This is a genomic window from Enterobacter wuhouensis (assembly GCF_035835995.1).
Taxonomy (GTDB): Bacteria; Pseudomonadota; Gammaproteobacteria; order Enterobacterales; family Enterobacteriaceae; genus Enterobacter; species Enterobacter wuhouensis.
Genome location: NZ_CP142124.1, coordinates 504,186 through 529,047, shown reverse-complemented (window position 1 = coordinate 529,047; position 24,862 = coordinate 504,186). Strand labels below are relative to the sequence as shown.

Sequence of the window (24,862 nt, the reverse complement as noted above, 5' to 3'; positions counted from 1 at the left end):
TCATGCTATTTCAAATATCATCTTTTCAAATCAATTCTTATCGGAATAGCTCATGACGGAAGCGCAACGGCATCAAATTTTACTGGAACTCCTGGCGCAAACAGGGTTTGTCACCGTCGAGAAAGTGATGGATCGTTTAGGCATTTCCCCGGCGACGGCACGACGAGATATCAACAAGCTGGATGAAAGCGGCAAGCTGAAAAAAGTCCGCAACGGTGCGGAAGCCATCAGCCAGCAGCGCCCCCGCTGGACGCCGATGAACATCCATCAGGCGCAGAACCACGATGAAAAAGTGCGAATTGCCAGAGCCGCGTCGCAGCTGGTAAAACCCGGTGAGAGCGTGGTGATCAACTGCGGCTCCACGGCGTTTCTGCTGGGCCAGGAGATGTGTGGGAAGCCAGTGCAAATTATTACTAACTATTTGCCACTTGCTAACTATCTCATCGACCAGGAGCATGAAAGCGTGGTGATTATGGGCGGTCAATATAATAAGAGCCAGTCCATCACGTTAAGCCCCCAGGACAGTGAAAATAGCCTCTATGCCGGACACTGGATGTTCACCAGCGGTAAGGGTCTCACCGCTGATGGGCTGTATAAAACTGATATGCTGACCGCCATGGCAGAACAGAACATGCTTAACGTGGTGGGCAAGCTGGTGGTTCTGGTCGATAGCAGCAAAGTAGGCGAGCGCGCGGGCATGCTGTTCAGCCGCGCAGAACTGATCAGCATGGTTATCACGGGGAAAAATGCCAACCCGGAGATCCTCCAGAAGCTGGAAGATCAGGGCGTCAACGTGCTCCGTGTTTAAAGGTGCTGAAGGAAAAAGTCCACGGTCGCATCCAGCGCCGTCGGCGTAATGCGGTGTCGAACCCCCGCTTCCCACAGGCAGGTCAGATTTCCGTCCAGCCCTTCATGCTGCAGCGCCTGCTGTAACCGGAAGGTTTCGCCAGGGGGGACAACATCGTCCGCATCGCCGTGCCACAGAAGCAGCGGACGGTCTGCCACGCGCGGCAGCGCACGAGCGACCTCCCAATCCGCCAGCAGGGCTTCAATCTCCGCTGACTCATGCGGTGGAAAGAGCGTTTTAGACAAGGAAGTGAAGTACCCAGACCCCATCAGGCACGCTACGGACTTCACCTCAGGATGGCGCGTCATGATCCCAAGCGCGGTCATCCCTCCCATTGAGGCCCCGGCCACCGCCAGACGTTCGTCCGCCACCAGCCCCGCCTGATAAAGCGTATCGCGCAGCCCGGTAAATTCGGTCAGGCTACCATGCAGGATTTGCCAGAACTGCCCAAGACGGGCCTGTTCGTCGCCTGTAAACCGCGCACCGTGATCGGGCGCATCAGGCATCACAACGCGAAAACCAGCCTGCGCCAGCGCGACGGCAAAATAGCTGTAGACCAGCTTTGATGAGGTAAATCCATGATAAAAGACCACTACAGGCAACGCCTTCTCACCTTTTCCTGAAGGGAAGGCGTGTACTATTTCACGATCGCCGAGGCGGCGTATCTCAAGTTCAATCATTGTCATACCCGTGCGAATTAATGATTCATAATGTTGAGAGCTGGGTTACGGTTTCATGCTATTTTCATTCGAAAATTACGCCCCAGATAACACTTCGGGAACATTCCCCCAAAACTAAATTTAGAGATCACTACACTAAGGCTATCAGGAAACGAGATATGGTTATGCGCAGGTTTGCTGCTTTATTGCTGGTGCTTCTGCTCAGCAGCTGTAGCGTACTTCAGGGAACGCCGCAGCCCGCACCTCCGGTTGCCGATCATCCGCAGGAAATTCGTCGTAATCAGACAGAAGGATTACAGCGAATGGGAACGGTCTCCGCGCTGGTTCGCGGTTCCCCGGATGATGCGGAAGACGCTATAAAGGCACAGGCCATCGCCGCCAAAGCAGATTATTACGTCATCATTATGGTCGACGAAACCATTATTACGGGACAGTGGTATTCACAGGCCATTTTGTACCGTAAGTAAAGGTCATCATTTGAACGACATTTACACTGCTTTGCGTCCATAGACATTTTCCTGTCCACAATAAACTCCATGCCCGCCCCAATGGAAGTGAGTTTATTCGCGAAGGATTGCCCGGCGGATACCGGAGACATGTGAAATGGAGCTGACGATGAAACGAACTCTTGCCTTGACCACACTGTTGCTCTCAGCTGGCCTTGTGAGCACAACCGCGCAGTCAGCTGAATTCGCCAGCGCGGATTGCGTAACCGGCCTGAATGAAATTGGCCTCATCTCCGTAAACAATATTACGGGGAGCCCGCAAGACGTTGAACGTGTCGTTGCCTTAAAAGCCGATGAGCAGGGTGCTTCCTGGTACCGCATCATTCAAATGCAGGAAGATAACCATGTCGATCACTGGCGGGTACAGGCCATTCTTTATGCATAATCCTTCCCAATAAAAGCCACTTATTTTTAGTGGCTTTACGTTTTTGCAAACTCTTTATCGTTTAAGAAACCCAACAAAAACAACTGAATAACATCTTGTTACATTATTTGAATAAATGTTAGCTCTTCTTTGCCGTTGAAGAGCCATACCTTTTTAATAATGAGCAATTTATGATCAGTTTTTTCCGCCGTGCAGGTCTGGGCACTAAGCTATCGCTGCTAACCGGTGTGAGTGTCGCCACGTTATTTCTGCTTTTCACTTTTCTGCTCAGCCATAAAGCCAGCCAGCAGCTTGAAGAACTTGCGGTAGAAGACCTGCATAATCAGTCCACCGGCATGGTCGATATGGTGCAGATGTTTGATACCAGCCTGAGCGAAGAGGTCGAGAGCTACACCCGGCTGTTTACCACCTTTATACCTCAGCCACTGAATATTAATGACAGCCAGACCCAGACCATTAACGGGTTAAACGTCCCCCTTCTGAAAGGAGGCGACACCGGGCTACATGAAAATAATGCCTTTTCTGACGATTTTCTGAACCGTACGGGAGCCATCTCTACCCTGTTTGTGCGCAGCGGCAACGATTTTGTTCGCGTAGCCACTTCCCTGCGCAAAGAGAACGGCGAGCGCGCCATGGGTACCGTTCTGGACACCGCCAGCCCGGCCTTTGCCGCAGTGAACAAAGGTGAGGTCTACCGCGGCCTGGCGCTGCTGTTTGGCAAACGCTACATCACCCAGTACCAGCCGGTAAAAAACAGTGAAGGTCAGGTCATCGGGATCATCTTCGTCGGGGTAGATATCACTCACTCCTGGAACGTCATGCGCGAGAAAATCCTGAATCGCCGTCTGGGCGAGAGCGGGCACTTCTTTGTACTGGATCGCAGCAACGGTAAAACGCGCGGACAATACCTGTTCCACGCCAGCGAAGAGGGGCAGTTGCCAAAATGGGATGCCGCGACGCAGCATCAGCTTTTGAGCGATAAATCCGGCACGCTGGAGCGCGTAAGCGATGACAGCCGCACGCTGAAAATGGTCTATACGCCGCTGCCCGGCTGGAACTGGACCATCGTGGGTGAAGTGGATAAATCGGTCCTGCTCTCAAGCGTTAACACGATGCGCGACCGTTTCCTGCTGGCAGGCGTGGTGTTGTCAGTTCTCTTTGCCGGGCTGTTTGTCGTTATTATTCGCCGGATGCTCACCCACCCGCTGCGGAACGTGATCGAACTGGCCCGCCAGTATGCGGCAGGCGATCTGCGTTCCAGCCTTCCCGTGACCCGCCAGGATGAGGTCGGCCAGCTGATTGACGCCATCAACGGCATCGGCGCTGGACTGCAAAAAATGGTCCTGCAGGTTCGCGAAGCCGCCGGTGAAATCCACATGGGCACTAACGCCCTGGCAGCCGATACCGGCGAAATTTCCGAGCAGATCAACAAGCAGGCCAGCAGCGTGGAAGAGACGTCAGCCAGCATGGAACAGCTGGCCGCTACCGTGCAGCAAAACGCCGCCAATATGGAGCAGACGCAGCTGCTGGTGAGCGAAACCTCGCGTGCGGTGCATCAGGGCGGCGAGACGGTGACCAACGCGGTCACCACCATGGATGATATTCGCGACGCATCGAAACGTATTGAAGACATTACCCGCGTGATTGAGTCCATCGCGTTCCAGACCAATATTCTGGCGCTTAACGCGGCGGTCGAAGCGGCACGCGCGGGCGAGCATGGCAAAGGCTTCGCCGTGGTCGCACAGGAGGTTCGCGCCCTGGCGGCGCGCAGCGCTAACGCGGTGAAGGAAATTGAGCAGCTGATTGGCGACACGCTGAATAAAGTAAGCGAAGGCCACGCCTTGTCCGAGCAGACGCGGCTGGCGATGGATTCCATCATCGTGCATATCGATAACATCAGTCAGCTGGTCTCCGAAATCAACCACGCTTCCCGCGAGCAATCCGCCGGGATCGGTCAGGTAAATATCGCCATGACGCACATTGGCGAAGCGTCGCACATCAACGCCGATCGCGTCTCGCGCAGCGAGCAGACCGCCCAAACGCTGCGCGAGAAGGGTTCGCACCTCACCCGACTGGTGAGCCTGTTCCAGCTCAAAGGCTAACCGACTCTGCCCGTGGCGCGCAGCAGCAGGTCCGTTTTGACCTGCTCGCTCATCAGCGTTCCGCCCCGGGTATCCAGCATCATGCGGCACCACGCCTGCGCTACGGGCGGCGACGCGTGCCGCAGCATCTGGCTTCCCGCCCCCAGCAAAAAGAGCTGCTGAGCGATCTCCCTGCCCTGCGCCTCCTGGGGTTTACGCAGCTTTTGCTGAAGCTGCAGCCAGCTGCGATCGAAGTGCCTGTCCTGCCCTTTTACCTGAGCAAAATCATCGGCAAGCAGGTCGAGCATACCGGGCTGCTTCGCCAGCACGCGCAGAACGTCCAGGCACATGATATTGCCGGAGCCCTCCCAGATGCTGTTGACCGGCATCTCACGGTACAAACGCGGAAGCTCGCTCTCTTCGCAATACCCCATACCGCCCAAAACCTCCATCGCCTCCGCGACAAAGGGGATACCGGCTTTGCACACGCTAAATTTGGCCGCCGGGGTAAACAGCCGCGCCCAGGCCGCCTCGAGCGGATCGGCGCGCTTATCCCACGCGCGCGCCAGGCGGAACAGCAGCGACGTCTGCCCCTCCAGCACAAGCGCCATACGGCTTAAGACCTCGCGCATTAACGGCTGATCGATAAGGTTTTTGCCGAAGGTCTGCCGCTGATGGGCATGGTACAGCGCCACCGACAGCGCCCGACGCATCAGTCCGTGGCTGCCCAGCGCGCAGTCGAAGCGCGTCAGGCCGCCCATCTTGAGGATTTGTCGAACGCCTTCCCCCTCTTCCCCCAGCAGCCAGCCGGAGGCATCGAGAAACTCCGCCTCGCTGCTGGCGTTTGAGCGATTCCCGAGCTTGTCCTTCAGGCGCTCCAGCCGCACGGCATTGCGTTGCCCGTCAGGCAGAAAGCGCGGCACAAAAAAGCAGGATAGCCCGCCCTTAGCCTGCGCCAGTACCAGATGCGCATCGCTTTGCGGCACGGAGAAAAACCATTTATGCCCCACCAGCCGATAGCTGCCGTCACTGCATCTTTCCGCTTTGGTGGTGTTGCTGAGCACGTCCGAGCCGCCCTGCTTTTCCGTCATCCCCATACCGATCAGCAGGCCGCGCTTTTGCGCGCCCGGCGCGAGGTGCGGATCGTAGCGATCGCTGAGCAGGGGCGTAAGCCAGTCATGGAACGTTTTCGGGAGTGCCTGCTGCAGCAGCGGTGTCGCGGCAAACGTCATGGTGACGGGACACAGCGTGCCGGCTTCAACCTGCGCATGCAGGACAAAGCGCGCGGCCCGAGCGACAAACGATCCTTTACGCGCCTCCTCTTCCCACGCCAGATTATGCACGCGGTTCGCACAGAGCCCCTGCATCAGCAGATGCCATGCCGGATGGAAACGCACGTCGTCCAGCCGTTCGCCCGCGGCGTCATACCGCAGCAGCTCCGGCGGATTCACGTTCGCCAGCCTGCCCAGCTCCAGCGACTCCGCCGTGCCTAACTGCTGCCCAATGCTCGCAAGGAGCTCGATATCCCACTCGGCCCCTTCGCGGGCAACTGCATCACGCAGGGCGCAGTCAGAGAGGAAAAGGTTGCTGTTAGAAAGCGGTGCAGGTTGATTGAAAACGGTATGGGTCTGCCAGTGCATGCTGTCTCCCTCCTTCGTTGGCAATGAACCTAAGTATGGACAGACCGCGTTTACGCTGCATGGGAGTGGGGTCACATGCTGGCAATCTCACTGATATCATTCGTGAAATAGCTCACAGAACATAAGAATAAACTATTTTGTGACTCCGATTTTGTTGAATAATTTATTCTTACCCCCTTCACGTGAGGATCGTTATGCAACAGGATGCGCACAAGCGTGCATTAATTGCAGGCTCCATTGGTAACTTTATCGAGTGGTATGAGTTTGCGGTCTACGGTTTTCTGGCGACCGTCATTGCGAAAAACTTCTTCCAGCTTGAAGGGGAGACGGGGCTGACCAGCCTGATCCTCACCTACGCCTCGTTTGCCATCGCCTTCTTCTTCCGCCCCCTGGGAGCGGTGGTATTTGGCCGCATTGGCGACCGGATAGGCCGTAAGCCGACGCTCATTATCGTACTGGTGCTGATGACGCTGGCCACCGCCGCCATCGGCCTTGTGCCGGTCTACGCCAGCATCGGCATTGCCGCACCGCTGATCGTGACGCTGCTGCGCATCCTGCAGGGGCTTTTCGCGGGCGGCGAGTACGGAGGTGCGGTCTCATTGATGACGGAATTCGCCCCGCGCGGCAAGCGTGGCCTCTACGGCGCGTGGCAGTCCTTCACCGTGGCGCTGGGGTTGCTGGCGGGCGCAGGCATCGTCGCGCTGCTCTCCGCTCTACTTACGCCTGAAGCCCTGCACGACTGGGGCTGGCGCATTCCGTTCTTCCTGGCGCTGCCGATGGGCGTCGTTGCGCTGTGGCTTCGGGTCAGCATGGAGGAGACCCCCAGCTTTGTGCAGCAGCAGGATAAACCGGCTGTCGCTCAGGCGGATACTGCCGCTACGCTCAGAGCCATCGTGATGGGGATTGGTCGCGTGATGGTGTGGTCTGCGGCGGGGTACACCTATCTGGTGATTATGCCGACCTATCTGCAGTCGGCGCTGCACACCGGGTTTAACCAGGCGCTGCTGATAGCGGTGATTTCCAATATTGGGTTTGCTCTGACGATTATTCCGTCGGGGATCCTGAGCGACAGGATCGGGCGCCGCACGGTGATGATTATCGCTACCGCACTGCTGCTCATCCTCGCCCTGCCGCTGCTGAAAATCCTGCAGGCGGAGTCCAGCACGCTGGCAGTGAAGGCTGTTGTGGTGCTGATTGCGGGGGGACTGGTGGGAATGCTGGCAGGACCAGGCCCGGCGATGCTCTCAGAGATGTTCCCGACGCGCGTGCGCTATACCGGGCTAGGGCTGGCCTATTCACTGTCGAACGCGATTTTCTCGGGATGTGCTGGGCTGATTATCACCGGGCTGATTAAGCAGACGGGCAACCTGGATATTCCGGCGTATTACGTGATGGCGACGGCGGTGGTGAGTATCTTTGCGCTGATGACGCTGAGGAAGGATGACCATTTGCGGTCTTTGGAGGAGTGAGTTTGTCACCGTCTGGTGCCCTCACCCCGGCCCTCTCCCACGGGGAGAGGGAGAAAACACTAAAGGCCGTCCTTTGGACGGCCTTGCTGTTTATTCTCCTCGCTGACGCACCGCTTCAAACAGGCAGATACCCGTCGCAACGGAAACGTTCAGGGACGACACGCTGCCCGCCATCGGGATGCTGATCAGCTCGTCGCAGTGCTCGCGGGTCAGACGACGCATGCCTTCGCCTTCCGCCCCCATCACCAGCGCCAGGCGGCCGGTCATTTTGCTCTGATAAAGAGTATGGTCCGCTTCACCGGCGGTACCGACGATCCAGACGTTCTCTTCCTGTAGCAGACGCATGGTGCGCGCCAGGTTGGTCACGCGGATCAGCGGAACGTTTTCCGCCGCGCCGCAGGCCACTTTCTTGGCCGTCGCGTTCAGCTGGGCAGAACGATCTTTCGGCACGATCACCGCATGCACGCCCGCCGCATCTGCGCTACGCAGGCAGGCACCGAGGTTGTGCGGATCGGTAACGCCGTCCAGGATCAGGAAGAACGGGTTTTCCAGTTCGGCAATCAGATCCGGCAGATCGTTTTCCTGGTACTGACGGCCCGGCTTCACGCGCGCGATAATGCCCTGGTGAACCGCGCCTTCGCTTTTCTCATCCAGGAACTGGCGGTTCGCCAGCTGGATCACCACGCCCTGCGCTTCCAGCGCGTGGATCAGCGGCATCAGACGTTTGTCTTCGCGCCCTTTCAGAATAAAGACTTCCTGAAAACGCTCCGGGGCGCGCTCCAGCAGGGCCTGCACCGCGTGGATGCCGTAAATCATTTCACTCATTGATGGTTCTCGTAATAAATAATCCCCTCTCCCCTTTGGGGAGAGGGTCAGGGTGAGGGGAAATTACTCCGCCTGCTGTTTCTTCGCCGCACGCTTCGCTTTGGTCGCGGCGGCTATTTTCTGGGTTTTAGCAGACGGCTTTTTCGCCGAGCGAGCGTCTTTCTTCGCCGCCTTAGGCTTCTGCTTCTTCTCGCCGCGGAAGGCGCTGTCCGGCTCGAAGTTCACCTTCTTGCCCGCCTGACGACGCTTGCCGCCGCCCGGTTTGCCGTTACCGCCCTTTTTCGCTTTCTCACGCTCGGTTTTGCCGATGTTACGCGGCGCGCGCTCGCTGGAGATCAGGCTGAAGTCGATTTTACGGTCGTCCATGTTCACGGCTTCAACCTTCACTTCAACGCGATCGCCCAGACGGTAGGTCTGGCCGCCCGATTCGCCAATCAGGCGCTGACCGACTTGGTCGAAGCGGTAGTAGTCGTTATCCAGGCTGGAGACATGCACCAGGCCGTCAATAAACAGCTCGTCCAGACGAACGAAGAAACCAAAGCCGGTCACGCTGGCAATCACGCCTTTAAAGACGTTGCCCACCTGATCCAGCATAAAGTCACACTTCAGCCAGTCCGCCACGTCGCGGGTGGCTTCATCAGCACGACGTTCCGCCATAGAACAATGCTGGCCCAGCTGGAGAACTTCATCCATGGAGTAGTGGTAGCCGCCGGTTTCGGTGGTGTTCCCTTTGTGACCCTGCTCCTGCGCCAGCAGATACTTGATCGCACGGTGCAGAGAAAGGTCAGGATAACGACGGATCGGCGACGTAAAGTGCGCGTAGGACTGCAGCGCCAGGCCGAAGTGACCCCGGTTTTCCGGATCGTAGATCGCCTGCTTCATGGAGCGCAGCAGCATGGTTTGCAGCATTTCTGCATCAGGACGATCGCCGATGGATTCCAGCAGCTCGGCGTAGTCGCGCGGTTCAGGCTTGTTGCCGCCCGGCAGCTCCAGACCGAGTTCGGCCAGCACGGAGCGGAACGACGTAATGGCTTCCGTGGTCGGCTTATCGTGAATACGGAACAGCGCAGGCTCTTTGGCTTTCTCAACAAAACGTGCCGCCGAGATATTCGCCAGGATCATACACTCTTCGATCAGCTTGTGCGCGTCGTTACGCTGGGTCTGCTCGATACGCTCAATGCGGCGTTCGGCGTTGAAGATGAACTTCGCCTCTTCGCTCTCAAACGAGATCCCGCCGCGCTCTTCGCGCGCCTGTTCCAGCGTTTTGTAGAGGTTATGCAGCTCTTCAATGTGTTTGACCAGCGGCGCGTACTGCTCGCGCAGATCCTGGTCGCCCTGCAGCATATGCCAGACCTTGGTATAGGTCAGACGCGCGTGCGAGCTCATCACCGCTTCGTAGAACTTAAAGCCGGTTAAGCGCCCTTTGGTTGAGATGGTCATCTCGCAGACCATGCAGAGACGGTCAACCTGCGGGTTCAGGGAGCACAGGCCGTTAGAGAGCACTTCCGGCAGCATTGGTACAACCTGAGACGGGAAGTAGACCGACGTACCGCGGCTGCGCGCTTCGTTGTCCAGCGGCGTATTCGGACGGACGTAATAGCTCACGTCCGCAATCGCCACCCACAGCCGCCAGCCGCCGCCGCGTTTTTTCTCGCAGTATACGGCGTCATCGAAGTCGCGGGCGTCTTCGCCATCAATGGTCACCAGCGGCAGATCGCGCAGATCGACGCGGCCCACTTTGGACTCTTCAGGCACCTGTTCTTTTAGATCTTTGATCTGATCTTCAACGGCTTTCGGCCAGACGTAAGGGATCTCGTGGGTGCGCAGCGCCATATCAACGGCCATGCTGGTGCCCATGTTATCGCCAAGCACCTCAACGATTTTGCCGACGGCTTTGGTACGACGGGTTGGACGCTGGGTGAGTTCAACCACCACCACAAAGCCCATGCGCGCGCCCATTACCTCTTCCGGTGGGATGAGGATGTCGAAGCTCAGACGGCTGTCGTCCGGCACCACAAAGCCCACGCCCGCGTCGGTAAAGTAGCGGCCAACGATCTGGCTGGTTTTCGGCACCAGCACGCGCACGACGCGCGCTTCGCGGCGGCCTTTACGATCGGCGCCCAGCGGCTGCGCCAGGATCTGATCGCCGTGGATGCACATCTTCATCTGTTCGGATGAGAGATACAGGTCGTCCTTGCGGCCTTCCACACGCAGGAAGCCAAAACCGTCGCGGTGGCCAATCACCACGCCCTTCAGCAGGTCGAGACGTTCTGGCAGCGCGTAGCACTGGCGGCGGGTAAAGACCAGCTGCCCGTCGCGCTCCATAGCGCGCAGGCGGCGGCGAAGGGCTTCAATTTGCTCTTCACCTTCAATATTTAATTCAACGGCAAGTTCTTCACGATTGGCGGGTTTTTCGCGTTTTGTTAAGTGTTCAATGATGAACTCGCGGCTGGGGATAGGATTCGCGTATTTTTCGGCTTCGCGTTCCTGGAAAGGATCATGTGACATGTCGGTTCCTCCGTTGTCAGCTCCGGTGGAAATTTTCTTCATTCCACCAGCAATAATTTATAAAGCGGTTGATTCTCTTCAACCAAATCGGCCAGCGTGTAGTTATCCAGTTCCTTGAGAAAACTTTGCACGGCCTTTGAAAGCGCCTGCTTCAGGCGGCAAGCGGGCGTGATGTGGCAGAACTCGCTGCTGCAGTTCACCAGAGACAATGGCTCCAGTTCACGTACCACATCCCCAACACGAATACTCTGTGCCGGTTTACCAAGACGAATCCCCCCATTCTTCCCACGGACGGCAGCAACGTATCCGGCACGGCTAAGTTGATTGATTATTTTGACCATATGATTACGGGACACACCGTAGACCTCTGTCACCTCAGAGATACTGGTCATCTTCCCATCGGGTAACGACGCCATATAAATCAGCGCGCGTAGGCCGTAATCGGTGAAACTTGTTAACTGCACATCAACCTCAGGAAAAAGGGAAAACGCGGTCAAACCGCAGAGATATTCATTAATGATGATAAACCAGCCAGATAGTTGGCGGCTAATTTATTTGACAGACGGGGCGAAAAAGCGGAGATCCAGGAGCGGTCGCCGGATGGCGCTACGCTTATCCGGCCTACGGGTTTCCCCGCAGGCCAGCAGTCACGAAGATTATGCGTCGAACGGGTCGCGCAGGATCATCGTTTCAGTACGATCCGGGCCGGTAGAAATAATATCGATCGGCACTTCGGTCAGTTCTTCAATGCGCTTGATGTAATCCAGCGCCGCCTGCGGCAAGCCGCTACGTTCTTTCACACCGAAGGTAGTCTCAGACCAGCCCGGCAAGGTTTCGTAGATTGGCTCAATGCCTTCCCAGTCGTCAGCAGCCAGCGGAGTGGTGGTCACTTCGCGGCCATCTGGCATACGGTAGCCAACGCAGATTTTCACTTCTTTCAGGCCGTCCAGCACGTCCAGCTTGGTCAGGCAGAAGCCAGACAGGGAGTTGATCTGCACTGCACGACGCACCGCAACCGCATCCAGCCAGCCGGTACGACGACGACGACCGGTGGTCGCGCCAAACTCGTTACCCTGCTTGCACAGGAACTCGCCGGTTTCATCAAACAGCTCGGTCGGGAATGGACCTGCACCCACGCGAGTGGAGTACGCTTTGATGATGCCCAGAACGTAATCCACATAACGCGGACCCAGGCCAGAGCCGGTCGCCACGCCACCCGCGGTGGTGTTAGAAGAGGTGACGTACGGATAGGTACCGTGGTCGATGTCCAGCAGCGTACCCTGCGCGCCTTCGAACATGACGAAATCGCCACGCTTGCGCGCCTGGTCCAGCAGATCGGACACATCAACAACCATACTGGTCAGAATGTCGGCAATCGCCATGACGTCATCCAGCACTTTCTGGTAGTCAACAGCGTCAGCTTTGTAAAAGTTCACCAGCTGGAAGTTGTGATATTCCATCACTTCTTTCAGTTTTTCAGCGAAGGTCGCTTTGTCGAAGAGATCGCCCACGCGCAGACCGCGACGTGCAACTTTATCTTCGTAAGCCGGGCCGATGCCACGGCCGGTGGTGCCGATAGCTTTCGCGCCGCGCGCTTTTTCACGCGCTACGTCCAGCGCCACGTGATAGTCAAGGATAAGCGGACAGGCTTCGGAGAGCAGCAGACGCTCGCGAACCGGGATACCACGGTCTTCCAGGCCTTTCATCTCTTTCATCAGCGCAGCAGGAGACAGCACTACGCCGTTACCGATGATGCTGGTGACGTTATCACGAAGAATGCCTGATGGAATAAGATGGAGGACGGTTTTTTCACCGTTGATTACGAGAGTATGGCCTGCGTTATGACCACCCTGATAGCGCACAACATATTTAGCACGTTCAGTCAGAAGATCGACGATCTTCCCTTTACCTTCGTCACCCCATTGGGTGCCCAGTACGACAACGTTGTTACCCATTTTTCAAAATCACCGATTGCTTAAAAATGGATTCTACCATCGCTTTTTCAGATATACAGCACTTTTTGACCCCAAAATATGCCATATCCGACCACTTTTTGATCAGCCAATCGTTTTCCTCAACATGTAGTAGATCACGATACCGGCAACCACAAGACCGCCGCCAAAACGACGCAAAATATTATCCGGCAGCTGACTCATCGTCGCGATCATTCGACGCCAGGCTTTCGGATAGAGCATTGGCCCAAGTCCTTCCAGCACCAAAACCAGGGCCAGCGCGAGCCAGATCGTTGAATTCATTTTTATTCCTTATAAAAGAAAACCACCGCTCCGTTGGGAGCGGTGGTTTGAATACTCAAACGAGCCTGAGTTTATCGCGTTGCGTTGGCTGGCGTCTTCATATAACGGAAGAAATCGCTGTCCGGGCTGAGCACCATCACATCCTGGTTGCTCTGGAAGCTATTCTCGTACGCACGCAGGCTACGGATAAAGGCGTAGAAGTCCGGGTCCTGGCTGAAGGCATCCGCAAACAGCTTCGCCGCTTCGGCATCCCCTTCACCGCGCAGGATACGGCCCTGACGTTCAGACTCTGCAAGCGTCTTGGTCACTTCGTAGTCCGCAGCGGCACGCAGCTTCTCGGCCTCTTCCTGACCCTGTGAACGGTGACGACGGGCTACCGCTTCACGCTCGGCGCGCATACGGTTGTAGATCGCCTCGGACACTTCTGCCGGCAGGTTGATTTGCTTGATACGCACGTCAACGACTTCGATACCCAGCGCGGCCATACTGTTCGGGTTGATCACCGGCACTTTACCGTTGGTTTCAGCCTGAACGCGTTCAGCCGCTTTAGCAATTGCATCGTCCGCCGCTGGCGTTTCTACTTCGTCTTCGGTGCCTGCAGAACCGGAGTTCAGCGCATCGCGCACTTCCAGCGTCAGACGACCGCGAGAGTCGGTAACGATGTCTTTCACATCAAGACGACCAATCTCAGAACGCAGACGGTCAGAGAACTTACGTTTCAGCAGCACTTCTGCCTGAGAAACGTCACCGCCGCCGGTTGCCAGGAAGTAACGGCTGAAATCACTGATGCGCCATTTGATATAGGAATCAACGATCAGGTCTTTCTTCTCTTTGGTCACGAAACGATCAGCCTGGTTATCCATGGTCTGGATACGGGCATCAAGCGTTTTCACTGACTGAATGAACGGTACCTTGAAGTGCAGGCCCGGCTCGTAAATCACCGGACGCTTGTCGCCATCACGCACGACGCTGCTGAACTGGAACTTGATCCCACGCTCGCCCTCTTTCACCACGAAGATCGAGGTGTAAAGCACGACCAGTACGATGATGATGATCGCAATAACTGACTTACGCATCCTTATTCCCCCTGACGCTGGTAGTCGTTACGCTGCGCGTTAGCACGGCGTTGGTCCATAATGTCACCATCGTTCGAAGAAGGCGTTGTGTTCGCGCTGGAGCTGCCTGACGAAGCTGGCGGCAGGCGCAGCAGGTTGTTCGCCCCGCTGGTGTCTTTCGCAGCCGGTGCAGAACCGCCTTTCAGCATCTGATCCAGCGGCAGAACCATCAGGTTTCCACCTTTGCTGTCGTTAACCAACACTTTGCGAGTGTGGCTCAGCACTTTTTCCATGGTCTCGATATAGAGACGCTCACGGGTAATTTCCGGAGCCGCTTTATATTCCGGCAGGATTTTCGCGAAGCGAGCCACTTCACCCTGCGCTTCCAGGATGGTCTGCGTCTTATACGCGCGCGCTTCTTCCAGAATACGCTGCGCCTGACCGTTAGCACGTGGCTGTACTTCGTTGGTGTACGCTTCTGCTTCACGGATGTACTGCTGTTCGTTTTCACGTGCAGCAATCGCATCGTCAAACGCCGCTTTCACCTCTTCCGGCGGACGCGCAGCCTGGAAGTTGACGTCCAGCAGGGTGATACCCATGTTGTACGGACGAATGGTCTCTTCCAGCTCGCGCTGGGTATCGCTACGAATAACGGTACGACCTTCGGTCAGGATACGGTCCATGGTGTACTTGCCGATCACGCCACGCAGGGCGCTGTCGGTCGCCTGACGCAGGCTGTCGTCAGCGCTGGTCACGCTAAACAGATAACGCTCAGGATCGGTTACGCGGTACTGCACGTTCATCTCAACGCGCACCACGTTCTCGTCCGAGGTCAGCATCACGCCGGACGCCGCCAGTTCACGCACGGATTCCACGTTTACCGCGGTAACATCGTCAATGAAGGTCGGTTTCCAGTTCAGGCCCGGCTCAACCAGATGGCTGAACTTGCCGAAACGGGTAACCACGCCGCGTTCTGCTTCTTTAATGGTGTAGAACCCGCTGGCTGCCCAGATGATTACCACCGCAGCGGCCACAATGCCCACTACGCGGCCACCCATTGGCGGGCGAGGACTCTGAGTAGAATTGCCACCCGAGCCAGAACCTTTACCTCCGCCAAGGCCACCAAGCTTTTTGCTCAGCTTGCGGAAGATATCATCCAGATCCGGCGGCCCCTGCTCGCGACCACCTTTGTTGCCATTTCCCCCAGAGTTGCCGCCTTGATTATTGCTGCTTCCCCACGGGTCGCGGTCTTGTCCGTTATTACCGGGCTGATTCCACGCCATGTATATGCTCCATATTTGTTATGCAAGGGCGAATTATTCAGGCTTCCCCTTTCTGATCAGACGATATAGTCCGTCAGCGCAGGTTCTTGTTTACAGAGGCGACGCCAGTCAACGATCGGCATACGCACCTGCATCCCCACGCTGCCGTCATCCTCCATCCACTCTTTTTCTATCGCCTGAAGCTGATAAAACCGGCTGCGCAGCCTGCCTTCCTGTGGCGGCAGTCGCAGCGTGTGCTGAGCTACCTCACCGGAAAGACGTTCTGTCAAAGCCTGGAAAAGCAGTGGCACGCCAATTCCGGTCTGAGCAGAAAGCCAGACCCGAATCGGTTTGTTCTCTTCATCTCTGTCGATACGCGGTTCGAAATCGTCCAGCATATCGATTTTGTTCATTACCAACAGCGTTGGGATTTCGTGGGCGTCGATCTCTTCGAGCACCACGTTCACCGCGTCGATGTTCTCCTGCACGCGCACGTCTGCAGCATCAATCACGTGCAGCAGCAGGGTCGCCTGTCGCGTCTCCTGCAGCGTTGCCTTAAACGCTGCCACCAGGTCATGCGGCAGGTGGCGAATAAACCCTACGGTATCCGCGAGCACCGTTTCACCGACGTCGGCGACGTCAATGCGGCGCAGCGTTGGGTCCAGGGTCGCAAACAGCTGGTCTGCGGCATACACCTGGGCCTCGGTTATCTGGTTAAACAGGGTGGATTTACCGGCGTTGGTATACCCCACCAGCGACACCGTCGGGATGTCGGCTTTGGTTCGCGCCCGACGTCCCTGCTCACGCTGCTTCTCGACTCTTTCCAGACGTGAGAGGATCTGGGTAATACGGCCACGCAATAAACGACGGTCGGTTTCGAGCTGGGTTTCACCCGGACCGCGCAAACCAATCCCGCCTTTTTGTCTTTCAAGGTGGGTCCAGCCACGCACAAGGCGCGTCGCCAGATGGCGCAGCTGCGCCAGCTCAACCTGCAGCTTCCCTTCATGGGTACGCGCACGCTGAGCAAAAATATCTAAAATCAATCCCGTGCGATCGATAACACGGCATTCGCAAAGGGCTTCCAGGTTACGTTCCTGGGCTGGAGACAGCGCATGATCGAACAACACGACTGACGCGCCGGTTGCTTTTACGGCATCCGCAATTTCGACTGCTTTACCTTCACCAACAAAATACTTTGGGTGCGGCGCTTTACGGCTACCGGTAATCACCTGCATTGCTTCGACACCGGCGGAAGAGACCAGAGATTCAAACTCCTGGAGGTCTTCCATATCTTTGTCTTGCGAAAAATAGATGTGTACCAGCACCGCCTGCTCACCGGCATCATAACGGTCAAACAAGCGTAAACCTCTCTAAAAAGATCAGCGGGGAACGCAGGACCCCTGGCTCCCCGTGTGGATAACAGCAGAAACCTTACTCGGTTTCTTCGCTGTCCTGCGCTGGCGTTGAAGAACCCTGCGCGTTGCTGCCATGATGGTAGTTACTACCAGTGCCGCCGCCAGCGTTATTGCTGTGATGAGATACCGGACGGGACGGAACAACAGTAGAAATAGCGTGCTTATAGACCATCTGACTGACCGTGTTTTTCAACAGAATCACGAACTGATCGAAAGACTCAATCTGACCTTGCAGCTTAATACCATTCACCAAATAAATAGAAACTGGAACACGTTCCCGACGCAATGCGTTCAGGAACGGATCTTGTAAAGATTGCCCCTTAGCCATTCTATCTTTTCCTTATATGCTTGTTTTGTACTTAGAACCTTGCGATTCTGAAAAATTGCGCACGATACGTCTCAATTGTACACATTCAGTGAGCGATATCACCAACAACCTCAATCACTTCGTTTAACGCCTGTTGCGGTTTTTCACTGTCTAACCAGTGAACCCCCTCCCAACCGCGCAACCAGGTGATCTGGCGCTTCGCTAACTGTCTCGTGGCGCAAACACCTCGATAAACCATTTCATCGTATGAAATTTCACCTTCAAGATACGACCACATCTGGCGGTATCCCACACAACGAATGGAAGGCATGTCCGTATGCAAATCTCCACGGGCAAATAGCGCCCGCACTTCTGCTTCAAAATCTGAAGCTAACATCTGATGAAAACGCTGCTCAATTCGTTGATGGAGCAGTTCACGGCTCGCCGGGGCGATGGCGAACTGATGCACCTGATACGGCAGAGCGTCTCCTGACGTTTGCGTCAGTTCCGTTAAAGTTTTACCCGAAATGAAAAAAACTTCCAGTGCCCGGGAAAGCCTTTGCGGATCATTTGGATGAATCCGTGCTGCGGCAACCGGGTCAATCTCCGCCAGTTGCTTGTGCAAAACGTCCCATCCCTGCTCTGCCGCCTGCTGCTCAATCTTTGCTCTCACTTCCGGATCGGCTGATGGCAGAGGTGATAATCCCTCCAACAGCGCCTTAAAGTAGAGCATGGTTCCGCCAACCAACAGCGGTATACGTCCCGCCGCCGTTATCTCGGCCATTTCGGCTAAGGCATCGCGACGGAAATCCGCTGCGGAATAGGCCTGTGCCGGGTCGAGAATATCCAGCAAACGATGCGGTGCCGCGCGCAGTTCGTCTGCGTCTGGCTTCGCCGTGCCGATGTCCATCCCTCGATAGATGAGGGCAGAATCAACGCTAATCAACTCTACAGGCAAAACTTTACGTAACTCAATGGCTAACGCCGTTTTGCCCGAGGCCGTTGGGCCCATTAAAAATATTGCCTTAGGCAGGCTCGCCTTGCTTACGTCAATCATGTTTCAGGGCGGTCATCGCCTTTTGTAAATCAACAGGTTGTAATAAACCACCCGGCGGCGTTTTCACCAGATGCGGGCAAATGCGTTCAACCTCTGCCAGCACGGTAATCGCCTGCGCCATACTCCACGGCGTGTGTTCGCTTGCCAGATGGCGGGCGATCCACTGCGCGGTATTGGCGGCATCAAACGATGTCTGTTGCGCCAGGTAGCCTATCAGTTCAGGAATCAAGTTTTGTAAATTTTGTTGGCGTAAGGGTAAAGGCACTGCGCGAATTGTCACATGCTGCGCTTCCAGTACCATTTCGATACCCATTTTCGCCAGCTGCGCCTCTGCCTGCTGCAATACCCTTGATTCTTCAGTGGATATTTTCAAGCGAACCGGGATCAGCAGGGGCTGCGCGCAGGCCGCGTTTTGCCCCGGCGTGAGCTGCGCCTGCTTGAGCCAGCGTTCCGCCACCGGCAGCGCCAGCAGCATCAGTTTACCCTCACGTTCAAGCAAGGCCATATCCGGTGCAATAATGGTCAATACTCGACCAAAGCTCTGGCTGTGTCCTTCCAGCGAAGGGGATGACACCTCGATGTGCTCTTTTCGCTCTACGGCTGGCGTATCGAGCAGCTTGCGGTATAACGCGCCCTGCTGCTTTTGATATCCCGGCTGGGCGTTGGGATAGTTAGCGCCGGTTGGCCGAGGAGCACTTCCCGCCGTTGAAAAGCGCGGAGCGACCGGTTCACGGGCGACCGCAGGCTCAGCAAAATGATTGCGTCCCGCCGCCACGCGATTTTCCGGCAGCGCACGCGCGGCGGGCTCCTCGCTATCCAGCGGCAACGCAGGTGCCGACTGCTGCTGCAAGACGCTAACAACGCCCTGGTAGATAAAATCGTGCACCAGACGCGACTGGTGGAACCGCACCTCATGCTTGGCAGGATGGACGTTTACGTCCACCTGATGCGGGTCGATCTCCAGATAAAGTACGAACGCAGGCTGCCGATCGGCGCCGAGCTTGTCTTCACAGGCCTGGCGAATGGCGTGATTAATCAGGCGGTCGCGCATCATGCGGCCGTTTACGTAGCAGTACTGGATCTCGGCAAACGCTGCGCTGTTGGCGTTTGGGTCAGCAACCCAGCCGCGCATGGCCAGATCGCCATGCTGCCACTCAATCGCCAGCGCCTGCTCCAGGAACGGCGTGCCGCAGATAGCACCTAACCGGCGCTCCTTCTGCCCACCTTCTGCAACCGCACGGTACTGACGCATCACCTTGCCGTTATGGCTGAGGTTGATGGTGACATCGAATCGCGCCAGCGCAATGCGGCGAATGATCTCATCGATATGTCCGAATTCGGTCTTTTCGGTCCGCATGAACTTGCGTCGGGCCGGGGTGTTATAGAACAGATCCAGCACTTCGAGCGTGGTGCCAACAGGATGCGCCGCCGGTTTTACCGTGACGTCCATATCGCGCCCTTCGGCGTAGGCCTGCCAGGCTTCCTGCTGTTCGGCGGTACGGGAGGTCAAGGTTAAGCGGGAAACGGAGCTGATGCTGGCAAGCGCTTCGCCGCGAAAGCCGAGGCTGATAATCGCTTCAAGATCGTCCAAAGAGGTAATTTTACTGGTAGCGTGACGGGCCAGCGCCAGCGCCAGCTCGTCCTTTTTGATGCCACAGCCGTTATCGCGAATGCGAATGAGCTTTGCGCCACCGCGTTCGATATCGATATCAATGCGGGTTGCGCCCGCATCGAGGCTGTTTTCCACCAGCTCCTTCACCACCGATGCAGGGCGTTCCACCACCTCACCGGCGGCGATTTGGTTCGCGAGCTGCGGCGGTAGAACCTGAATCGGCATGCATTCTCCTTAGTTGGTCGCGGTCATCTCACCCGGCAGCGCTGCACTGGCCGTCTGGCCCGCCCCGCCCTGCGGCGCGGACTGTAGCGGATGGGCATCGAAGTATTTGCGCAGGCCGTTATAAATCGCTTCGGCAATCTGCTGCTGGTAGCTGTCGCTTCCCAGCAGGCGCTCTTCACCGGTGTTGCTGATAAAGCCCGTCTCAACGAGGATGGACGGAATATCCGGCGAACGCAGAACGCCAAGGCTCGCATGTTCCGGGCGGCGCTTATGCAGCACGCCAATGCTTTGCAGCTGGCTCAATACGTTAGTGGCGACATCATACCCGACCCGCTGAGAATGACCGAACTGTAAATCCAGGACCGCCTGGCTGAGATACGGATCGGACTGGCTGTTTGCCAGCACATCGCCCGCGCCGCCCAGGAGTTCAGACTGCTTCTCATGCTCTTCCAGCCAGTTTGCCATTTCGCTGTTAGCGCGACGGTTGGAAAGCACCCATACCGAGGCGCCGGTCGCGTTACGGTTCGGCGCAGCATCCGCATGAATAGAGACCAGGAAGTTCGCGTTCTGCTTACGCGCCACGTCCGAGCGCCCCATTACCGAGATAAAGTAATCCCCGTCGCGGGTAAGCACGCCTTTAAACATAGGATCGTCATTGAGCAGCGAACGCAGCTTACGCGCGATGGCGATGGTGACATTTTTCTCCCGCGTGCCGCCAGGACCGATGGCTCCCGGATCTTGCCCGCCGTGCCCCGCATCAATGGCGATAATCACTTTATCACCGCTGACCGCCGTACGGCGCGCGCTGGCCGCAGGACGCGTCACCGTGTTGCTGCTGGTTGCCGCAGTGATGCGGTCGTTCTGCGACTTAAACGGATTACGCGCAGGTTCAGAAGGACGCGGCGTATACACCGGTTCTTCCACGCGCTTCGCGACGACAGGCGCAGGCGGCGGAGGTGGAGGCGGCGGTACATCGGCTTTGATGGTAAAGACGACGGTATAATTCGCGCCGTTTTGCTGTTTCACCGCCTGGGTTTTCCCCTTTTCGGTCAGATCAACAACCAGCCGCAGCGACTGCGCATCTTTTGGCGTACCGGACCGGATGCTTTTTACCAGGTTATTACCGCTGAACTGCAGCGGCAGCCCCTGTATCACGCCCGTTTGTTTGATATCCAGCGCCACGCTGCGGCTGTCGATTTGTGAGAAAGCATACTCAGGATCGCCCATAAAGCTGAACGTAATTCGGGCCTGGCTGTCGCCATTCGAAACCTGAATATCCGAAAGATTTGCCGCGCCGGCCTGCGCGCACAGCAGCACCGTAGCAGCTAACAACCAACCTTTAACGCGATGTATCATCCCGTCATCCCTACGCTTAACCGGCCAGTCGGGCCAGTAAGGAACTGCCTGATGAGGAAACCGCACTGATGCGCGCCTCACGCCCTTGAGCCTGGTAATCTAAGTGAATTTCGACATCCGGGTCAGGCAGCACACCCGCACCTTGCTGCGGCCACTCCACCAGGCAAATGGCGTCGTTGGCAAAATAATCGCGGATACCCATAAACTCCAGCTCCTCCGGGTCCGCAAGACGGTATAAATCGAAGTGGTACACCATGAGATTTTCGAGGGTGTACGGCTCTACTAGCGTATAGGTCGGGCTTTTAACGTTCCCGTTATGGCCTAACGCCTGCAGGAAACCCCGGCTGAACGTGGTTTTACCCGCGCCTAAATCACCATACAGATAAATGACGGTTGCCCCCTGGCAGGCCTGCGCGACGCGCTTGCCGAGATCTAAAGTGGCTTGTTCATCAGGTAAAGAAATCGCTCGGTTAGTCATTTTCTACGTCAATCACATCCGGGTTAACAACACGCCTCAGCGTGCCAAAAAGATCGGTGGCCAGCATGCCGCGCGTTCCATAGCGAGCAGCCAGCCTGTCGGCGGCCGCACCGTGCGCCACACAGCCCGCGCAGGCTGCATCATAAAGGGGAAGTTTCTGTCCAAGCAATGCGCCGATAATGCCAGAAAGCACATCGCCCATGCCGCCGCTCGCCATGCCTGCATTTCCGGCATCAATAATGCCGAGTGCATTTTCGCTGGCAACCACGGTTCCCGCCCCTTTCAACACAACCACACCTCCATAACGTTTTACCAGACGCTGGGCAGAAAGTAAGCGATCGCTTTCAATTTCTGCCACGCTGCAGTTAAGCAGGCGCGCGGCTTCGCCGGGGTGCGGGGTTAGAATGCGATTGTGACGTGTATCCGGGTTTATTGCCAGAAGGTTAAGCGCGTCGGCGTCCCACAGCATCGGTTTACGGAAATTCTCAACCTTTTGCAGCGCCTGTTTGCCCCAGGAGTGCTGTCCCAGCCCGGGGCCAATCACCACTACATCCGCCCACTCAAGGCTCTCTTCAAGCGTCTGCGGGGTAAGCTCGTGTACCATCAATTCCGGGCGCGCGGTAATAATGGGGGGAATGTTTTCGCTGCGCGTCAGCACGCGCACCAGACCCGCGCCGCTGCGCAGAGCCGCCTCTCCCGTCATGCGGATAGCGCCCGCCGTGCCGCGATCTCCTCCCACAATCACCAGCTTGCCGTGATCGCCTTTATGGGACGTTGGGCGTCGCGGAGGCAGCCAGCCTGATAGCTGTGAAGCATCACATCGTGAAACATGCGTCTCCTGACCTGCCAGCCAGCTCTCCAGCCCCAGCGCGTTGTGATGCAATACTCCCACCACGTCCCGCGCTTTGCCGGTGAGTAATCCGGGCTTCAGGGCGATAAAGGTCACGGTATGTTCAGCCTCGATCGCCACCCCCGGTATCGCGCCGGTTTGCGCCACCAGGCCAGAAGGGATATCCAGCGCCACCACCGGTGCGATATGCGCGTTGGCGTGCTTAATCAACGCGGCAACGTTCTCGCGCGGCGCACTGCGCAAACCCGTACCCAGCAGACCGTCCACAATCACATCGATATCATCCGGCCAGACGATATCCGCCGCATGAATAACCCCGCCCGCGTTCAGCCAGGCTTCTCGCGCGGCCGCGGCTTCTTCCGGCAGCGGCCTATCGCTCTCCAGCGCCAGCAATGTCACACGCAGCCCGGCCGCTACGGCCAGACGAGCGACAACATAGCCGTCACCGCCGTTATTGCCGTGCCCGCACAAAATTAACCAGTGTGAGGCAGCCGGATAGGCCGCACGGGCCACGTTAAACGCCGCTTCGCCCGCGCGCTGCATCAGTTCAAAAAGGGTAATGCCGAGGCTGTCTGCGGCCTCTTTCTCGGCGCACCGGAGGTCATCCGCATGCCAGATGGAATGTGGTATACTTGCGGGGTTTTTCTTCACAGTATGGTCCGTCATGTCACAGCCCCTCGATCTCAATCAGTTAGCGCAAAATATTAAACAATGGGGTGCTGAGCTTGGCTTCCAGAAGGTGGGTATTACCGATACCGACCTTTCCGCCAGCGAGCCTAAACTGCAGGCGTGGCTGGACAAACAATATCACGGCGAAATGGAGTGGATGGCGCGTCACGGCATGATGCGCGCCCGTCCCCACGAGCTTTTGCCGGGCACATTACGCGTCATTAGCGTGCGCATGAACTATCTGCCCGCCAACGCGGCCTTTGCGCGCACGCTAAAAAATCCCTCTCTGGGCTACGTCAGCCGCTACGCCCTGGGGCGTGACTACCATAAGCTCCTGCGTAACCGCTTAAAAAAGCTTGGGGAAACCATTCAGCAGCACTGTGTTTCGCTGAATTTTAGACCCTTTGTGGACTCCGCGCCTATTCTTGAGCGCCCGATCGCTGAAAAAGCGGGGCTTGGCTGGACAGGTAAGCACTCACTTATCCTGAGCCGCGACGCCGGTTCGTTCTTCTTCCTGGGCGAACTGCTGATTGATCTACCGCTGCCGGTAGACGGCCCGGTTGAGGAAGGCTGTGGCCGCTGCGTGGCCTGCATGACCATCTGCCCCACGGGCGCCATCGTCGAACCCTATACCGTTGATGCGCGCCGCTGTATTTCCTATCTCACTATCGAACTGGAAGGGGCGATTCCAGAAGAATTTCGACCGCTTATCGGCAACCGCATCTACGGCTGTGACGACTGCCAGCTAATCTGCCCGTGGAACCGTTACTCCCAGCTCACGGATGAAGAGGATTTCAGCCCGCGTAAAGCATTACATGCGCCGCAGCTCATTGAGCTGTTCGCCTGGACCGAAGCCTGGTTCCTGAAGGTGACGGAAGGGTCGGCCATTCGCCGCATCGGCCATCTGCGCTGGCTGCGTAATGTCGCCGTTGCGCTGGGTAATGCCCCGTGGGACGAAGCCAATATACTGGCGCTGGAAAGTCGTAGAGGTGAGCACCCACTTCTCGATGAACACATAGAATGGGCGATTGCGCAGCAAATTGAGAAGCGAAATGCCTGCGTGGTCGAGGTGCAGCTACCGAAGAAACAGCGTCTGGTGAGGGTGATTGAAAAAGGGCTTACGCGAGACGCCTGATCTATTCACAGCCTGTGAATAAAAATAAGAACTCAAGCGCCATAAGGCCTGGCAAACAGGTCAAGTGATCTCAATAACATTTTGAAATCAAATTTTCTTGAATAAATTCAATCAAATACAAGAATATTATTCACCCTGCGAAGTTTTTGGTCCAGCCCAGTAAAACGCAGAATCTGTGGATAAGTCTGTTTAAAAGAGTATTTCAAATGCAATAGAAAACGTCCCCAACGAAGCATTTCGCTGTG

Annotated in this window: 22 protein-coding genes; 6 read left to right on the top strand and 16 right to left on the bottom strand. The window is 56.7% G+C overall.

Going from position 1 to position 24,862, the window contains the following annotated elements; all coding sequences use genetic code 11:
- Positions 1 to 52 precede the first annotated feature (52 nt).
- The gene (ulaR, locus tag VPX56_RS02575) at positions 53 to 808 is read left to right on the top strand and encodes an HTH-type transcriptional regulator UlaR (protein WP_263611431.1); all 756 of its coding nucleotides are present in this window, start codon (positions 53 to 55) and stop codon (positions 806 to 808) included.
- On the opposite strand, the gene yjfP is transcribed toward ulaR, so the two are convergent.
- Positions 805 to 1,527, bottom strand: coding sequence for an esterase (gene yjfP, locus VPX56_RS02570; protein ID WP_326469674.1), 723 nt, complete (start codon positions 1,525 to 1,527; stop codon positions 805 to 807). The genes ulaR and yjfP overlap by 4 nt on opposite strands.
- Before the next feature lie 158 nt (positions 1,528 to 1,685).
- Here yjfP and bsmA point away from each other — a divergent pair, with 158 nt between their 5' ends.
- The 3 genes from bsmA (at position 1,686) to VPX56_RS02555 (ending at position 4,520) form a co-directional block, all read left to right on the top strand.
- Complete coding sequence (gene bsmA / locus VPX56_RS02565) at positions 1,686 to 1,994, top strand: biofilm peroxide resistance protein BsmA (protein ID WP_326469672.1); 309 nt, start codon at positions 1,686 to 1,688, stop codon at positions 1,992 to 1,994.
- Positions 1,995 to 2,142: 148 nt separating this feature from the next.
- Positions 2,143 to 2,418: a DUF1471 family protease activator YjfN gene (gene yjfN / locus VPX56_RS02560; protein ID WP_165500712.1), complete on the top strand. Its 276-nt coding sequence runs from the start codon at positions 2,143 to 2,145 to the stop codon at positions 2,416 to 2,418.
- Positions 2,419 to 2,588: 170 nt separating this feature from the next.
- The gene (locus tag VPX56_RS02555) at positions 2,589 to 4,520 is read left to right on the top strand and encodes a methyl-accepting chemotaxis protein (RefSeq protein ID WP_326469670.1); all 1,932 of its coding nucleotides are present in this window, start codon (positions 2,589 to 2,591) and stop codon (positions 4,518 to 4,520) included.
- Here the strand turns inward: VPX56_RS02555 and VPX56_RS02550 are convergent.
- Positions 4,517 to 6,139, bottom strand: coding sequence for an isovaleryl-CoA dehydrogenase (locus VPX56_RS02550; RefSeq protein ID WP_326469668.1), 1,623 nt, complete (start codon positions 6,137 to 6,139; stop codon positions 4,517 to 4,519). The two genes, VPX56_RS02555 and VPX56_RS02550, sit on opposite strands and share 4 nt — an antisense overlap.
- A 194-nt stretch (positions 6,140 to 6,333) precedes the next feature.
- Here VPX56_RS02550 and VPX56_RS02545 point away from each other — a divergent pair, with 194 nt between their 5' ends.
- Positions 6,334 to 7,608 (top strand): MFS transporter, encoded by a 1,275-nt coding sequence (locus tag VPX56_RS02545; protein ID WP_326469666.1) that lies wholly within the window; start codon positions 6,334 to 6,336, stop codon positions 7,606 to 7,608.
- Positions 7,609 to 7,698: 90 nt separating this feature from the next.
- Here VPX56_RS02545 and rlmB read toward each other — a convergent pair whose 3' ends face one another.
- From rlmB to nnr, 14 genes are all read right to left on the bottom strand, one after another.
- A complete protein-coding gene (gene rlmB / locus VPX56_RS02540; RefSeq protein WP_194401582.1) occupies positions 7,699 to 8,433 on the bottom strand; it encodes a 23S rRNA (guanosine(2251)-2'-O)-methyltransferase RlmB in 735 nt (244 codons plus the stop codon).
- Positions 8,434 to 8,496: 63 nt separating this feature from the next.
- The gene (rnr, locus tag VPX56_RS02535; protein ID WP_326469664.1) at positions 8,497 to 10,941 is read right to left on the bottom strand and encodes a ribonuclease R; all 2,445 of its coding nucleotides are present in this window, start codon (positions 10,939 to 10,941) and stop codon (positions 8,497 to 8,499) included.
- 38 nt (positions 10,942 to 10,979) lie between these two features.
- Positions 10,980 to 11,405 (bottom strand): nitric oxide-sensing transcriptional repressor NsrR, encoded by a 426-nt coding sequence (gene nsrR / locus VPX56_RS02530; RefSeq protein WP_014068620.1) that lies wholly within the window; start codon positions 11,403 to 11,405, stop codon positions 10,980 to 10,982.
- A 192-nt stretch (positions 11,406 to 11,597) separates the two neighbouring features.
- Positions 11,598 to 12,896, bottom strand: coding sequence for an adenylosuccinate synthase (locus tag VPX56_RS02525; protein WP_326469663.1), 1,299 nt, complete (start codon positions 12,894 to 12,896; stop codon positions 11,598 to 11,600).
- 102 nt (positions 12,897 to 12,998) lie between these two features.
- Complete coding sequence (locus VPX56_RS02520; protein ID WP_131634195.1) at positions 12,999 to 13,196, bottom strand: DUF2065 domain-containing protein; 198 nt, start codon at positions 13,194 to 13,196, stop codon at positions 12,999 to 13,001.
- Positions 13,197 to 13,267: 71 nt separating this feature from the next.
- Positions 13,268 to 14,272, bottom strand: coding sequence for a protease modulator HflC (hflC, locus tag VPX56_RS02515; protein WP_131634196.1), 1,005 nt, complete (start codon positions 14,270 to 14,272; stop codon positions 13,268 to 13,270).
- Between the two features lie 2 nt (positions 14,273 to 14,274).
- Positions 14,275 to 15,534, bottom strand: a complete 1,260-nt coding sequence (hflK, locus tag VPX56_RS02510) for an FtsH protease activity modulator HflK (RefSeq protein ID WP_131634197.1) — start codon at positions 15,532 to 15,534, stop codon at positions 14,275 to 14,277.
- Between the two features lie 56 nt (positions 15,535 to 15,590).
- A complete protein-coding gene (gene hflX / locus VPX56_RS02505; protein WP_131634198.1) occupies positions 15,591 to 16,871 on the bottom strand; it encodes a ribosome rescue GTPase HflX in 1,281 nt (426 codons plus the stop codon).
- A gap of 73 nt (positions 16,872 to 16,944) precedes the next feature.
- The gene (gene hfq / locus VPX56_RS02500) at positions 16,945 to 17,256 is read right to left on the bottom strand and encodes an RNA chaperone Hfq (protein WP_003855990.1); all 312 of its coding nucleotides are present in this window, start codon (positions 17,254 to 17,256) and stop codon (positions 16,945 to 16,947) included.
- 85 nt (positions 17,257 to 17,341) lie between these two features.
- Positions 17,342 to 18,292, bottom strand: coding sequence for a tRNA (adenosine(37)-N6)-dimethylallyltransferase MiaA (miaA, locus tag VPX56_RS02495; RefSeq protein WP_131634199.1), 951 nt, complete (start codon positions 18,290 to 18,292; stop codon positions 17,342 to 17,344).
- Complete coding sequence (gene mutL, locus VPX56_RS02490; RefSeq protein ID WP_326469657.1) at positions 18,285 to 20,129, bottom strand: DNA mismatch repair endonuclease MutL; 1,845 nt, start codon at positions 20,127 to 20,129, stop codon at positions 18,285 to 18,287. The genes miaA and mutL overlap by 8 nt, the downstream gene beginning before the upstream one ends.
- A 9-nt stretch (positions 20,130 to 20,138) precedes the next feature.
- On the bottom strand, positions 20,139 to 21,485 hold the full coding sequence (gene amiB, locus VPX56_RS02485) for an N-acetylmuramoyl-L-alanine amidase AmiB (RefSeq protein ID WP_131634201.1): 1,347 nt from the start codon (positions 21,483 to 21,485) through the stop codon (positions 20,139 to 20,141).
- Positions 21,486 to 21,501: 16 nt separating this feature from the next.
- A complete protein-coding gene (gene tsaE / locus VPX56_RS02480) occupies positions 21,502 to 21,963 on the bottom strand; it encodes a tRNA (adenosine(37)-N6)-threonylcarbamoyltransferase complex ATPase subunit type 1 TsaE (RefSeq protein WP_131634202.1) in 462 nt (153 codons plus the stop codon).
- Positions 21,956 to 23,479 (bottom strand): bifunctional ADP-dependent NAD(P)H-hydrate dehydratase/NAD(P)H-hydrate epimerase, encoded by a 1,524-nt coding sequence (gene nnr / locus VPX56_RS02475; protein ID WP_326469654.1) that lies wholly within the window; start codon positions 23,477 to 23,479, stop codon positions 21,956 to 21,958. The genes tsaE and nnr overlap by 8 nt, the downstream gene beginning before the upstream one ends.
- Between nnr and queG the strand changes: the two genes are divergently transcribed.
- Positions 23,478 to 24,617: a tRNA epoxyqueuosine(34) reductase QueG gene (gene queG, locus VPX56_RS02470; RefSeq protein WP_263611441.1), complete on the top strand. Its 1,140-nt coding sequence runs from the start codon at positions 23,478 to 23,480 to the stop codon at positions 24,615 to 24,617. The genes nnr and queG overlap by 2 nt on opposite strands.
- The last annotated feature ends 245 nt before the right edge of the window (positions 24,618 to 24,862 follow it).